Origin of the sequence: Aurantimonas sp. E1-2-R+4 (assembly GCF_036549515.1) — a bacterium.
Lineage (GTDB): Bacteria > Pseudomonadota > Alphaproteobacteria > Rhizobiales > Rhizobiaceae > Aurantimonas > Aurantimonas coralicida_A.
Genome location: NZ_JAZHLK010000007.1, coordinates 12,820 through 26,537, shown reverse-complemented (window position 1 = coordinate 26,537; position 13,718 = coordinate 12,820). Strand labels below are relative to the sequence as shown.

General features: G+C 64.1%; 14 protein-coding genes. 5 read left to right on the top strand and 9 right to left on the bottom strand.

Features of this window, described 5'->3' with window-relative positions:
* Nucleotides 1-54 precede the first annotated feature (54 nt).
* From VQ045_RS05170 to VQ045_RS05155, 4 genes are all read right to left on the bottom strand, one after another.
* Nucleotides 55-282, bottom strand: a complete 228-nt coding sequence (locus tag VQ045_RS05170) for a F0F1 ATP synthase subunit C (protein ID WP_327622375.1) — start codon at nucleotides 280-282, stop codon at nucleotides 55-57.
* Nucleotides 283-363: 81 nt separating this feature from the next.
* Nucleotides 364-1,122 (bottom strand): F0F1 ATP synthase subunit A, encoded by a 759-nt coding sequence (locus VQ045_RS05165; protein WP_331829372.1) that lies wholly within the window; start codon nucleotides 1,120-1,122, stop codon nucleotides 364-366.
* A gap of 145 nt (nucleotides 1,123-1,267) precedes the next feature.
* On the bottom strand, nucleotides 1,268-1,639 hold the full coding sequence (locus tag VQ045_RS05160) for an AtpZ/AtpI family protein (RefSeq protein WP_331829371.1): 372 nt from the start codon (nucleotides 1,637-1,639) through the stop codon (nucleotides 1,268-1,270).
* A 20-nt stretch (nucleotides 1,640-1,659) separates the two neighbouring features.
* A complete protein-coding gene (locus VQ045_RS05155; RefSeq protein ID WP_331829370.1) occupies nucleotides 1,660-2,682 on the bottom strand; it encodes a TerC family protein in 1,023 nt (340 codons plus the stop codon).
* 377 nt (nucleotides 2,683-3,059) lie between these two features.
* Here VQ045_RS05155 and VQ045_RS05150 point away from each other — a divergent pair, with 377 nt between their 5' ends.
* From VQ045_RS05150 to VQ045_RS05140, 3 genes are read left to right on the top strand one after another with little or no spacing between them, the layout of a single operon-like run.
* Entirely contained in the window at nucleotides 3,060-3,518 is a 459-nt protein-coding gene (locus VQ045_RS05150) for a PepSY domain-containing protein (protein ID WP_331829369.1), read from the top strand.
* Complete coding sequence (locus VQ045_RS05145; RefSeq protein ID WP_327622381.1) at nucleotides 3,518-4,120, top strand: cytochrome b/b6 domain-containing protein; 603 nt, start codon at nucleotides 3,518-3,520, stop codon at nucleotides 4,118-4,120. The genes VQ045_RS05150 and VQ045_RS05145 overlap by 1 nt, the downstream gene beginning before the upstream one ends.
* A complete protein-coding gene (locus VQ045_RS05140) occupies nucleotides 4,117-4,650 on the top strand; it encodes a helix-turn-helix transcriptional regulator (protein ID WP_327622382.1) in 534 nt (177 codons plus the stop codon). The genes VQ045_RS05145 and VQ045_RS05140 overlap by 4 nt, the downstream gene beginning before the upstream one ends.
* A 150-nt stretch (nucleotides 4,651-4,800) precedes the next feature.
* On the opposite strand, the gene VQ045_RS05135 is transcribed toward VQ045_RS05140, so the two are convergent.
* Complete coding sequence (locus tag VQ045_RS05135) at nucleotides 4,801-5,781, bottom strand: aldo/keto reductase (protein ID WP_331829368.1); 981 nt, start codon at nucleotides 5,779-5,781, stop codon at nucleotides 4,801-4,803.
* Between the two features lie 278 nt (nucleotides 5,782-6,059).
* On the opposite strand from VQ045_RS05135, the gene VQ045_RS05130 reads away from it, so the two are divergent.
* Both VQ045_RS05130 and VQ045_RS05125 read left to right on the top strand, forming a co-directional pair.
* The gene (locus VQ045_RS05130; RefSeq protein WP_331829367.1) at nucleotides 6,060-8,597 is read left to right on the top strand and encodes a heavy metal translocating P-type ATPase; all 2,538 of its coding nucleotides are present in this window, start codon (nucleotides 6,060-6,062) and stop codon (nucleotides 8,595-8,597) included.
* A 116-nt stretch (nucleotides 8,598-8,713) separates the two neighbouring features.
* A complete protein-coding gene (locus VQ045_RS05125; protein WP_331829366.1) occupies nucleotides 8,714-9,145 on the top strand; it encodes a DUF305 domain-containing protein in 432 nt (143 codons plus the stop codon).
* A gap of 142 nt (nucleotides 9,146-9,287) precedes the next feature.
* Here VQ045_RS05125 and VQ045_RS05120 read toward each other — a convergent pair whose 3' ends face one another.
* The 4 genes from VQ045_RS05120 to VQ045_RS05105 all read right to left on the bottom strand — a co-directional run bounded on the left by VQ045_RS05120 (nucleotide 9,288) and on the right by VQ045_RS05105 (nucleotide 13,597).
* The gene (locus VQ045_RS05120; protein ID WP_331829365.1) at nucleotides 9,288-10,391 is read right to left on the bottom strand and encodes an alcohol dehydrogenase family protein; all 1,104 of its coding nucleotides are present in this window, start codon (nucleotides 10,389-10,391) and stop codon (nucleotides 9,288-9,290) included.
* Nucleotides 10,392-10,530: 139 nt separating this feature from the next.
* Entirely contained in the window at nucleotides 10,531-11,391 is an 861-nt protein-coding gene (gene mmsB / locus VQ045_RS05115; RefSeq protein ID WP_331829364.1) for a 3-hydroxyisobutyrate dehydrogenase, read from the bottom strand.
* Nucleotides 11,388-12,458, bottom strand: coding sequence for an enoyl-CoA hydratase/isomerase family protein (locus VQ045_RS05110; protein WP_331829363.1), 1,071 nt, complete (start codon nucleotides 12,456-12,458; stop codon nucleotides 11,388-11,390). Before VQ045_RS05110 ends, mmsB begins: the two co-directional genes overlap by 4 nt.
* Complete coding sequence (locus VQ045_RS05105) at nucleotides 12,455-13,597, bottom strand: acyl-CoA dehydrogenase family protein (RefSeq protein WP_331829362.1); 1,143 nt, start codon at nucleotides 13,595-13,597, stop codon at nucleotides 12,455-12,457. Before VQ045_RS05105 ends, VQ045_RS05110 begins: the two co-directional genes overlap by 4 nt.
* Nucleotides 13,598-13,718 lie beyond the last annotated feature (121 nt).

Sequence of the window (13,718 nt, the reverse complement as noted above, 5' to 3'; positions counted from 1 at the left end):
GACCGGCGGCAGGATTTGCCGCCGGTCGTCTCGTCTCAAATTGGCGAATGCCGATCAGACGGCGAACAGCAGCAGAAGCGCGACCAGCAGTGCGAAGATGCCGAGCGCTTCCGTCACCGCGAAGCCGAAGATCAGGCGGCCGAATTGGCCGTCAGCGGCCGACGGATTGCGCAGCGCGCCCGCCAGATACTGACCGAAGATGTTGCCGAGGCCAATGGCCGCGCCGCCCATGCCGAGCGTTGCAAGACCTGCGCCGATGAACTTTGCTGCGTCCGCTTCCATGTCAAAACTCCTTTGAAATTGTCCGATTGCGGTGGATGTCGGCGACCTCGCGGCCGCCATGGGTTATCTGGAGACCGGTTCTTAGTGGCCCGGATGTATCGCGTCGTTCAGATACATACAGGTCAGAACGGCAAAGACGTAAGCCTGTAGCGCGGCGACCAGAAATTCGAGCGCCGTCAGCGCGACCGCCATGGCCAGCGGGAGGATCGAACCGGCGATCCCGAGGGCGCCGAAGGCGCTCAGCGACACGACGAATCCGGCAAATACCTTCAGCGTAATGTGGCCCGCCAGCATGTTGGCGAAGAGACGAACCGAGAGTGAAACCGGCCGGGACAGGAACGAGATCACCTCGATCATCACCACCAGCGGCATCAGGATGCCTGGCACGCCCTCCGGCACGAAGAGTTTGAAGAAGCCCAGCCCGTGCTTCATGAAACCGTAGACGACGACGACGCCCATCACCAGCATCGCGAGCGCGAAGGTCACGATCAGATGGCTGGTCACCGTAAAGAAATACGGCACCATTCCCAGAAGGTTCGCGACCAGAATGAACATGAACAGCGAGAACACGAAGGGGAAGAATTTCATGCCCCCGGTGCCCGCCGCGTCACGCAGCATGTTGGCGACGAACTCGTAGGAAAGTTCCGTCATCGACTGGACGCGGCTCGGCACGAGGCCACGGCCGCGTGTCGAATAATACAGGAAGGCCGTCGTGATCGCGACGGTCAGCACCATGAACAGCGCAGAATTGGTGAACGAGAAATCCAGATTGCCGATCTCGATCGGCACGATCTTGGAAATCTCAAACTGGTGGATCGGATCGGTTGGATTGGTTGCCAATCTCTCAGGCCCTTCATCAATTCACGGCGTGGCCCGGCGAGGGCCGCCATGCCCATAGCGTCCCCAACCGCGCTTCGCAACTCCCTAGAGCATCAGATGAGAATATGGACGCGAGTTTGTGAGGAGGAATCCATAATCAGAGAGATCAGAGTTGGCCGGGGTCGCCGGGCGAGCCGGTGCCGGAAATCCCCCGGATCACATTCAAGACGCCCGCGGCAAATCCGAGCAGCAGAAAGACGATAAGGCCGAAGGGGCTGGTGCCGGCGAGCTGATCGATGAAATATCCGATCGCCGCCCCGACCAAAATGCCGGCGACAAACTCGCTGGCGACCTTGAGGCCCTGGGCCGCACCGCGCATGCCCTGGGAGCGGTTTGCCGGCTCACGATTTTCCGGAAGACGCCGACGTTGTTCGGCCAGCCGTTTCGACAGGTCGTCGCGTCGCGCCGCCCACTCGGCATCCTCGCCCGGGGACGTCGTCTCCGGCTCGACGCTGGTCGGGTCGCGTTCCGATGGCATTGGCAATCCCCAGTTTTCGGTCAGGCTTGCTCTTCGGCCCGTTCCGCATGCTTGACCGATTTCGATCCATTCCGGCTCGCGACGAGACTCGCGATCGTCGTGATGGCGAGAATCGACACGATGACCGCAAGCGACAGCCACGTCGAGATGTGGGGTACCGCCTCGATACTGTCGCCCCCGTTGATGAACGGCAGCGTATTGGTTTCCATCGCGTGGAAGATCAGCTTGACGCCGATAAAGGCAAGGATCAACGCCAGACCCGCGCCCAGATAGACAAGCCGATCGAGCAGCCCGCCAATGAGAAAATAGAGCTGCAGAAGTCCGAGCAGCGCGAAGGCGTTCGCCGTGAAGACGATATAGGGCTGCTCGGTCAGGCCGTAGATCGCGGGAATGGAATCGAACGCGAACAGCAAGTCTGTCACGCCGAGAGCGACGATAACCACGAACATCGGCGTCACCAGCAGCCGTCCCTTTTCACGGACAAAGAGGGCGGCGCGCCGATAATCGTCGGTCACCGGAAACCGCCGCTCGATGAATTTGACCACCGCGTTAGGCTCATAGTCCTCACCCTGGATATGGCCACCGGTCAGGCTCTCCTTGGCCAGGGTATAGGCGGTCCACAGAAGGAAGATGCCGAAGAGATAGAACACCCAGGAAAATTGCTCGATCGCGGCGGCACCGACGGCGATGAAGACGCCGCGCATGAGAAGCGCGATCACGATGCCGATCAGAAGCGCCTTCTGCTGGAAGTTCGCCGGCACCTGAAACTTCGCCATGATGATGACGAAGACGAACAGATTGTCGACCGACAGGCTCTTTTCGGTAATGTAGCCGGCCAGATATTCCACCCCGTGGTCGTGTCCCCACACCCACCACAGCCCCGCACCGAAGATGAGTGCGACGACAACGTAGAAGGTCGACCAGATGCCGGCTTCCTTGAGCGAGGGGTGATGAAGCTTGCGGACGTGGACAAGAAAATCGAACAGGAACAGAGCGGCGATCCCTCCGATCGTCGCCAACCACACCCACATCGGCACATCCATGCCATCACCTTTCACGGCCGTCGCACAATTGGTCCGACGACATCATCCGACCGGACCGTCGATCGAAACAGCCGGCACTGCCTATCACCCCGGAACGTTCGGCTTCCCCGCCGCGCCGCCCGCTCGCCCATTGCATAGATGTGACGCCGGAGGCGGGTTTGAAAGGTGCGCCGGCGATTTCGCCGAGCCCCCGGCGGATCGCGGGTCTTCCGTCTGTCGAGAGCGGCAAGCATTGGTCTTGTGCGAGGGAAGCTCGTAAGCGGCCGCTTACCCGGTCCTTCATACGCGCCTGTCGGATCGCGCCCGTCCGCTTCAAGGGCCAATGCTGGATCATCGGTGGAGCCTTTCGCCGTTGGTCCAGAATTGAGGAGATTGACATGAAACGCATTGCATTCGGAGCGATCGCCGCCTCGGTGGTTCTCGCGGGCACCGCTTTCGCCGCCGAACCGACGATGGGCGCAAAGCTCGGTGTCTCCGCGCAGGAGATCGGACAAGCCCTCGCGGAAAGCGGCTATGACATGACCCGTTATGAGCGGGAGAATGGGCGGATCGAAGTGACCGCCGCCAAGGAGGACCGGCGGCATAAGCTGTATGTCGACGCAGTAGCGGGCGACGTCGTCGAGATCGACGACAGCGTGCGGCGGGGTCCATGGCCGCGCCCCGGCACCAAGGATGACGACATCCGCGCGTCCCTGGCCGCGGACGGATATGAAATCGTCAAGTATGAAAGTGAGCGTGGCGACATCGAAGTCTATGCGCTCAAAGAGGGGCGTCGCTGGGAGATGAAGATCGATCCGGCGAATGGCCAGGTTCTGCGCGTCGAGGAAGAGGACTGATGGCCTCTAAGGTCGACGGGTCGGAAGGCGAGCGGGTGTGGGATCCGCTCGTTCGCCTGACACATTGGACGATCGCCCCGGCGGTGCTGCTCAACGGAGTTTTCATCGAAGAGAAGTCGCTTGCGCATGTTTGGATCGGATACGCAGCGTTCGGCCTGTTGGCACTGCGGCTCGTCTGGGGTGTGATCGGCACGGAGGAAGCGCGGTTTTCATCCTTCCCGCCAAGCCTTTCCGCCGCGTTCGGTCACATCCGCCATATGTTTTCCGGCACGCGCCGCGCGCATCGCTCGCACAATCCGCTTGGCGCATTGATGGCGTACGCGCTCTGGGGCACGCTTTTGACCGTGTCGATCACCGGGGTGATGCTGGAAAGCGCTCCCTTTCCCGATGACGATACAGGCGAGCATATTTCGCAATCCTACGGCGAACGCGAGGAGGAGGGTGAAGAGTTCGTTGAAGAGATTCACGAGGTGACGGCGAATTTGCTATTGTTGCTCGCCGCGCTCCATGTTGGCGGCGTTGCGCTCGAATCTCGCCTCTCCGGCAGAAATCTGGTGGGCGCCATGATTGCGGGCGTGAGAAAGCGAAAACACCGCAGTTGACCAAGTCTTCGCAATCAAAATCCTCGCAATCCAGTTCGCGGAGAGCCGTCCTTCTCGCCGCCTTGCTCGCCATTCAAACGCTCTGCGCCGTCTTTTTCGTCGCCGATGTGGCGAGCGATCTGCGATGGGGTGGTCTTACTGCCCACACCGCGCTCGAGGGCGCTGTCGCTTTCGCCCTTATTCTCGGGATTGCGTTCGCCGCCTTCGAAATGCGTCGCACGCTCGAACGCAACCGGCGCGCGGAAGCCGCCCTTTCGTCCGCCTCTGGCGCTTTCGCGGAGTTGATCGACGCCTACTTCGAAGACTGGGGGTTGACGCCAGCGGAGGCGGATGTCGCGCTGTTTGCGCTCAAGGGCCTGGATGTGGCCGAGATAGCAGCTTTTCGCGGCGCGGCTTCGGGCACGGTCCGGGCACAACTCGCCCGTGTTTATGCCAAAGCCAAGGTCTCGAACCGGCCTCAGTTCATTTCGCTGTTTATCGAGGAACTGCTTTGCGCATCGATCGTCAAGCCGTCCGCCTCGGCCAATTAGAGTATCGGGCTTTGTGAAGCCGGCTGCCCGCTTATGCACAGCCGTCCTTCCCCGCCAAGGCCTTGATCGACAGGGCACTGCGCCGGCAATCTCGGCCGCATTCCCTGGCCGTCGCCAAACGACCGGGCAACGCCGGCGGGCCGATTTCCGCTATTTGAAACCGGCCACCGCACGCGGCTGATAGGGCGCTTCCAGTGCGGCGATCTCGTCCGCGGTCAGTTGGATATCGAGGGACGCCACGGCATCGTCGAGATGTTGCATCTTGGTCGCGCCGACGATCGGCGCTGTCACGCCCGGTTTCTGGCGCGTCCAGGCCAGCGCCACCTGCGCCCGCGCCACGCCGCGCGCCTTGGCGATCTCGCCAACCGCGTCGACGATCGCCTTCTCGGCATCCTCGTGGACGCGGTACAGCTTCTTGGCGACCTCGTCGGTATTGAAGCGGTGGGTGGTCTCGTCCCAGGCGCGAGTCAGGCGCCCACGTGCCATCGGCGACCACGGGATGACGCCGATGCCTTGATCCCGGCACAGCGGCAGCATCTCGCGTTCCTCTTCGCGATAGAGCAGATTCAGATGGTTCTGCATGGTCACGAATCGCGTCCATCCATGCTTTTCCGACAGATGCAGCGCCTTGGCGAACTGCCAGGCATGCATGGAGGACGCACCGATATAGCGGGCCTTACCGGCCTTGACGACATCGTGCAGCGCTTCCAGCGTTTCCTCGATCGGCGTGCGGTAATCCCAACGATGAATCTGGTAGAGGTCGACATAGTCGGTCCCGAGCCGCATCAGGCTCTTGTCGATCTCGCTGAAGATCGCCTTGCGCGACAGACCCATGCCGTTCGGGCCGTCATGCATGCGGTTGAACACCTTGGTGGCGATGACGACCTCGTCGCGCTTGCCGAAATCCTTCAGGGCCCGACCGAGGATCTCCTCGCTGGTGCCGGCCGAATACATGTTCGCCGTGTCGAAGAAATTGATGCCGAGTTCGATCGCCCGGCGGATGAACGGCCGGCTTTCCTCTTCGGGTATCGACCAGGAATGCGTCCCGGCGTCGGATGCACCGTAGCTCATGCAGCCGAGGCAGAGCGGCGTGACATCGAGGCCGGTACGGCCGAGCTTGATCGTCTTCATGGCGGATTCCTCGTGGAGGGCGAGACGGTTGCGAGCAAATGCGAGCCGTTTCCGGCCGGCGGACCATACAACGCAATTCGCCGAGGAAAAGACCGGGCCGGCCACAAACCGACCGACGACAACGCTTGCGACCGGCCAGCGATGGGGAACTTCGGGCCTCACGGCTGGGCTGACGATCGTGCCTCTTGACCTTCCAGCTACCGGAAGGACCAAATAGCCTGAACGACCCATCGATCCTAATTTCGCCAGCCTTCCTCTTTTCCAGAAGGACTCCCCGCATGTCCGACACCAACACCCGCGACGGCACCGCCGCCTCGCATGGCGATCACAGCCATGATCATCCGGAATCTGCCGGTCCCGGCGCAAACGCCGAGACCGCTCTGTTCCGTGATCCGGTCTGCGGCATGACGGTCGATCCCGAAGCCGGCAAGCCGACGGCGACCCATGACGGCCATACGTTCCACTTTTGCAGCGAGGGTTGCCGCACGAAGTTCGAGGCGGCGCCCGAAGACTATGTCACCGCCAAGGATCCGGTGTGCGGCATGACCGTCGAGCGGGCCAGCGCCAAGCACATGGCCAAGCATCAGGGCGAGCGATTCTATTTCTGCTCGCAGCGCTGCCATGAAAAGTTCGAGGCCGAGCCCGAGAAATATCTCGGCGATCGACCCGCCCCGGAGCCGATGCCGGAAGGCACGATGTACACCTGCCCGATGCATCCCGAAATCGTCGAGGACCATCCTGACGACTGCCCGATCTGTGGCATGGCGCTGGAGCCGATGGGGGTGCCGACGGGCGATGAAGGCCCGAATCCCGAATTGGTCGATTTCACACGGCGGTTCTGGGTCGGCGCGGTGTTGACCGTTCCGTTGCTCGTCATCGCCATGGGGCCGATGCTAGGTCTACCGGTCGGCGAATGGATCGGCGAGCGTGCCGCTCGCTGGATTGAACTCGTCCTCGCGACGCCGGTCATCCTGTGGGCCGGCTGGCCGTTCCTGGTGCGCGGCTACAAGTCGTTCAAGACGATGAACCTCAACATGTTCAGCCTGATCGGCATGGGCGTCCTGGCGGCCTATCTGTTCAGCGTCGTTGCCGTTCTGTTTCCCCAGATCTTCCCAGCCGGCTTCCGCACCGCCGAAGGCACGGTCGGCGTCTATTTCGAGGCCGGCGCGGTGATCGTCGTCCTGGTCCTGCTCGGTCAGATCCTCGAACTGCGCGCTCGCGAGCGCACCGGCTCGGCAATCCGTGCGCTGCTCGACCTCGCCGCCAAGACGGCGCGCGTTATCCGCCCGGACGGCACCGAGGAAGAGATTCCGCTCGAAGAGGTCGTGCTTGGCGACCGGCTGCGCGTGCGCCCCGGCGACAAGGTGCCGGTCGACGGCACAGTCGTCGACGGCCGCTCCTCGATCGACGAATCGATGCTCACCGGCGAACCGATCCCGGTGGAGAAGACACCGGGAGACAAGGTCACCGGCGCAACCATCAACAAGAATGGCAGTCTGGTGATCGAGGCAAAGCGCGTCGGCAAGGACACGATGCTCAGCCAGATCGTCGAGATGGTCGCCAACGCCCAGCGCTCGCGCGCGCCGATCCAGAAGCTCGCCGATGCGGTGGCGGGCTATTTCGTCCCGGCGGTGATCGCGGCGGCGGTCATCGCGTTCATCAGTTGGGCCATTTTCGGGCCGGAGCCAGCGCTGGCCTACGCCCTGGTCTCGGCGGTCGCGGTGTTGATCATCGCCTGCCCCTGCGCGCTGGGTCTCGCCACACCAATGTCGATCATGACGGCGACCGGGCGCGGCGCCCAGGCCGGTGTCCTGATCAAGAACGCCGAGGCGCTGGAGCGTTTCGCCAAGGTCGACACGCTGATCGTCGACAAGACAGGCACTCTGACCGAGGGCAAGCCGCGCCTGGTGGCGGTACTGCCGGAAGCCGGCCATGACGAGGCCGAGGTGCTGCGCCTCGCGGCCTCGCTGGAACGCGGCTCCGAACATCCGCTCGCCGAGGCGATCGTCGCCGGGGCCGAGGAGCGGGGCGTCGAGATGGTGAGCGCCGACGATTTCGAGGCGGTCACCGGCATGGGCGTCAAGGGCGTCGTCGACGGCAGGTCGGTCGCGCTCGGCAACAGCCGTTTCATGACCGAACTCGGTCTCGACGGGGCGGCGCTGATCGAGACCGCCAATTCCCGGCGCGATCAGGGCGAGACGGTGATGTTCGTCGTTGTGGAAGGAGCGATCGCGGGGCTCGTCAGCGTCGCCGATCCGATGAAGGAGACGACACCGGCGGCGATCAAGGCGCTGCACGCGGAGGGATTCCGCATCGTCATGGCCACCGGCGACAACGAGCGCACGGCCAAGGCGATCGCCGGCCGGCTCGGCATCGACGAGATTCGCGCCGAGGTGCTGCCGGAGGACAAGGCCCGCATCATCAAGGAAATGCAGGCCGAAGGCCACAAGGTCGCGATGGCCGGTGACGGCGTCAACGACGCGCCGGCTCTGGCCCAGGCCGATGTCGGCATCGCCATGGGCACCGGCGCCGACGTCGCCATCGAGAGCGCCGGCATCACCCTGGTGAAGGGCAATCTCGACGGTATCGTGCGGGCGCGGCGGCTGTCGCAGGCGACCATGCGCAACATCAAGCAAAACCTGTTCTTCGCCATGGTCTACAACGCCGCTGGCGTGCCGGTGGCGGCGGGTATCCTCTACCCGTTCCTCGGCATCCTGATCTCGCCGGTCTTCGCGGCGGCGGCGATGAGCCTGTCGTCGGTCTCGGTGATCAGCAATGCGCTGAGGCTCCGGTCGGTCCGTCTTGACGCGCGCTGACGGCGCTCCGTCGCCAACCGTCCCTTTCGTTACCCCACCCCAGAAAAACTAGGAAAATTTATCGTATGTCGCCTTATCTCAAGCTGTTCCTCATGGTCGGAACCTCCGTCGTTCTCATGTTCGGCATCACCTACCTAACGAGCTTCGACATCGTCGATCATGCGTTCTTCAGCGAGACGCGCGGTTACGTCGCCTTGTTGATGGGGTCGACGATGTTTGTCGTAATGCTGGCCTATATGATCGGGATGTTTCCCAATAAGGGCGCAAATATCGGCATCTTCGTCGGTGCGTTCCTGGCCTTCGCGGCCGTCCTCTATCTGGTGCGGAGCCAGGTGACGGTGGACGATGTCGATTACATGGAAGCGATGATTCCCCACCACTCCATCGCCATTCTGACCAGCGAGCGGGCGAAGATTACTGACCCCCGCGTGCGCAAGCTCGCCGACGAGATCATCAAGGCGCAGGTGCTCGAGATCGCCGAGATGAAAGCGCTCATCGCGGATCTCAAAGGCGGGCCGAAGGCCACCCCGGAAAAAGACGGCAAGTAACAAAACGCGCCCGCCAACCAGCTTAGCTCAGCCGGCCGTAGCGCAACCCGTCATAGATCGCCGCGTGGATATTGCGCGCGGCGATCGCATCGCCGATCCGCCTGCGAAAAGGTGATTTAATTGACGCGGAAATCGGTCATCTTCATGCATCGTCCACCGGCGGGATCAGGACGATCTTTCCCGGATAGGTCTTGGCCATGAAGGCATCCTGCGCGAGGCGGATCTCCGAAAGCGGATAGGTCTTCGAGACCAGCGGCCGCAGCCTGCCGGCATTCACATGATCGACGATCGCCGAGAAGACGGACGCCGGCTGGTAGGTGCTGCCGAAAAGCGTCAGGTCCTTTAGATACAGATCACGTACGTCGAGTTCGACGATGGGTCCGGCGATCGCCCCCGCAGTGACGTAGCGGCCACCGCGCTTCAACAGTGCAATCACGGTCGGGAAGGCCGGCCCGGCCACCACATCGACGACGACATCCATGCTCCGCGCACCAGGATATGTCAGCAGATCGGCGTCGCGATCGACGACCTCGTCCGCGCCCGCCGCGCGCACCGCCTCGGCCTTGCCGGCGCTCGCCTGCGCGACGATATGCGCTCCCCGTAACCGCGCCAGCTGAACGGCGGCCATGCCGACGCCGCCGGACGCACCGGTGACGAAAATCCGATCCGCGCCGGTCACCCCGGCCCGCTGCAGCATGCCCTCGGCTGTCGAGAAGGCGCAGGGGATCGCGCCGAGTTCAATGTCGCTGAGTTCGGTCTCAACGGCGTGGGTTTCAGTGGCCAGAGCGACGCAATACTGTGCAAACGCGCCATCGCGCTCCGAACCGAACGTGCCGAAGTCGTAAACGCCGCCTTCTCCGAGCGAAGCCTGCATTGTCGCCACGAGCACGCGCTCGCCGATCCGGCCCTCGTCCACTCCCTCGCCGACTGCGACAATCGTTCCGCAGCAATCCGCGCCCTGGATCCGGGGCAATTGTAGCGGCACGCCTGACCACGCGGCATCGCCGGCGTCTCCCGTCCCGCCCTCGTCGCCGCTCGCACCGGTGACGGCCTTGGAGTACCAACCGGTGCGGGTATTGATGTCGGTGTTGTTGACCCCGGCGGCATGCACCCGGATCAGGACCTCTCCGACGCCCGGCTTTGGCACGGCCAGATCAGTGCGATAGTCGAGTTTATCCAGGCCGCCATGCCCGGTCAGCAGGACGCCATGCATTGTTTGCGGGATGGGTCTCGTTGTCGGTACCATGCGTCCTCCATCGAGCGCTTCTCGCGCTCGACAAAATCCGTCAACGACCGCAGAGGGGTCGCGGCGCTTCACAAACGCGAATGTGCGGAGAGCAGCTGCGGCACGCAGGCGCTGTCCCCTGGGCCACTTCTGATTCGCCTCAGCCCTTCGACAGCTTGTCCAAGATCGCCGAGAAGTCGCGACCCTTGCCGCCCGCAGCGACGAAGGCGTCGTAGATGTCGCGGGCGTGGCGGCCGAGTTCGGTGGTCGCCCCGGCGCTTTCCGCCGCCTCCTGCGACAGGTTCAGATCCTTCAGCATCAGATCGGCCGCAAACCCCGGCTTGTAGTCGTTATCGGCCGGGCTCTTCGGCCCGATGCCGGGTGCCGGGCAATAGGTATTGATCGACCAGCACGAGCCCGACGAGGTCGAGGCGACGTCGAACATCGCCTGCCGGTCCAGGCCGAGCTTGTCGGCGAGATGAAACGCCTCGCAAACGCCGATCATCGAAATGCCGAGGATCATGTTGTTGCAGATCTTCGCCGCCTGCCCGGCCCCCGCCGCGCCGCAATGCACCGCCTTCTGGCCCATGATGTCGAACAGCGTCTTGCCCTTGGCGAAGGCGTCCTTGCCGCCGCCGACCATGAAGGTCAGCGTACCGGCCTCCGCCCCGCCGGTACCGCCGGAGACCGGCGCGTCGAGCGATAAAAGCCCCGCATCCTCGGCGAGCTTATGCACCGCGCGGGCACTGTCGACGTCGGCCGTCGAGCAGTCGATGATCAGCGCGCCCTTGTCCGCGACCTTGACGATGTCGGCATGAACGGCCCGGACGATCGCGCCGTTCGGCAGCATGGTGATGACGGCGTGCATGCCGCGCACCGCGCCCTCGGCGGAATCCGCTGGCGCAACGCCCGCGACCGCGACGCCCGCCGGGTCGAAACCGGTCACGTCGTGGCCCGCCTTGGCGAGGTTCTTCGCCATCGGCGCGCCCATATTGCCGAGACCGATGAAGCCGATCCTCATGCCCGTTCCTCCCATGTGAGTTCGTTATCGCCGAGCGGCGCCAAGATCGCATCCACCCGCTCCCGCGGCAGATCCTCGATGCGCGCCACCGACCATTGCGGCTGGCGGTCCTTGTCGATGACCGCCGCGCGGATGCCTTCGAGGAAGTCACCCTCCTGTTGGCTGCGGAAGGTGAAGCGGTATTCGCGTATCAGCGCGTTCTCGATTGTCGGGTCGTCGCGCACCGCGCGCAGGATCGCCAACGTCGCCGCCACCGAGATCGGCGAACCGCGCCGGAGCGTCTTGAGCGTCGTTTCGGCGAATTCGCCGCCGTCGGCTTCCAGCCCGGCGACGATCGCGGCGGCGGAGGACGCGCCGAACAAGGCGTCGATCGCCCCGCGCCGTCCCGCCAGTTCGCCCTCGGGCGGCGTCTCGGCAAAGGCCTCGATCACCGCCGGATCGCCTGTCTCGACCAGCCGGGCGACGAGTTCGGCCAAGCGCTCGGACAGCACGTAAACATCCGCGAAGCCGGCGAGGATCGCGTCCGCCGGGCCCATGCGAAAGCCGGTCGTGCCGAGATATTCGCCGAGCCGCCCCGGCGCCGTCGCCAGGATCAGCGAGCCGCCGACGTCGGGCACGAGACCGATGCCGCATTCGGGCATCGCCACCATCGAGCGTTCGGTCACGATGCGGTGGCCGCCATGGGCCGCCAGTCCAACGCCGCCGCCCATGACGATGCCGTCCATCCCCGCGACATAGGGCTTGTCGTAATGGGCGATCAGCCGGTTCAGCCGGTATTCCTCGGCCCAGAAGCGCTGGCCGTAGGCGAACTCGCCAGCGCGGCCGTGCTGGTAAAGCTCGGCGATGTCGCCGCCGGCACAGAACGCCCGCTCGCCGGCCGCGTCGATGATCACCAGCGCCACGGCCTCGTCCACCGCCCATTCGCGCAACGCCGCCTCGATCGCCCGCGCCATTTCCCAGGTCAGCGCGTTGAGCGCCTTCGGCCGGTTCAGCGTGATCCGCCCGGCCCAACCCTCGACCCGGATCAGTACGTCGTCGGTCGTCGTCTCGTCCCGCATCGCGCTCATCCGTGCTCGGCCAGAAGCGCGCGGGCGGTGATCATCCGCATGATCTCGTTGGTGCCCTCGAGAATCTGATGGACGCGCAGGTCGCGGACGATCTTCTCGATGCCGTAATCGGCGAGATAGCCGTAGCCGCCATGCAGCTGCAGCGCCATGTTGGCGACGTTGAAGCTCGTATCGGTGACGAACCGCTTGGCCATGGCGCAATGCTTGGTCGCGTCCGGCGCCTTGGTGTCCAGCTTCCACGCCGCCTGGCGCAGGAAGATGCGCGCCGCCTGCAATTCGGTCTCCATGTCGGCGAGCCGGAATTGCAGCGCCTGGAACTCGGTCAGATTCTTGCCGAAGGCCTTGCGCTCCTTCATGTAGGCGACCGACTTGTCGAGCGCGGCCTGCGCCGCGCCGAGCGCGCAGGCCGAAATGTTCAGCCGGCCACCGTCGAGCCCCATCATGGCATAGGCAAAGCCCTTGCCCTCCTCGCCGAGCAACGCGCCGCCCGGCACCTTGCAGTCCTCGAAGCGCACTTCGGCGGTCGGTTGGGCCAGCCAGCCCATCTTCTTTTCCTGCGCCCCGAACGACAGACCGTCCGCTCCGTTCTCGACCAGAATCGCCGAAATGCCCTTCGGTCCCGCCTCGCCGGTCCGCGCCATGACGACATAGAGGTCGGAAAAACCGGCACCCGAAATGAAGCTTTTGGTGCCGTTCAGCACATAGCCGTTGCCGTCGGGCTTGGCGCTGGTTCGAAGCGCCGCCGCGTCCGAACCCGAGCCCGGCTCGGTCAGGCAGTAGCTCGCGACCTTGTCCATGTTGCCGAGCTTCGGCAGCCACTCGGCCCGCTGCTCGTCAGTCCCGAACGCGTCGATCATCCAGGCGACCATGTTGTGGATCGACAGGAACGCCGACACCGACGGGTCGCCATAGGACAGCGCCTCGAAGATCAGCGCCGCGTCGAGCCGCGACAGGCCCGAGCCGTAATCGTCGCGGACGACGATCGCCGCCATGCCGAGGCCGGCGAGTTCCTTCAGCACGTCGCGCGGCAGTGCCTTGTCTTCCTCCCAGCTTGCCGCGTGGGGCGCCATCTTCTCGACGGCGAAATCCCGCGCCATTGCGAAGATCTGGCTCTGCTCGTCTGTCAGCGCGAAATCCACCGGCGTCTCCTCCCCTGCCGCGGCCGGAGTGCGCCGCTGCCGAGAACAGGTCTAGAAGGCTGAGGGCAGCGCTTCAAGGGCGGGTGGAAAGCACCATTGCTAACAGCCGCCAATCCAGAGC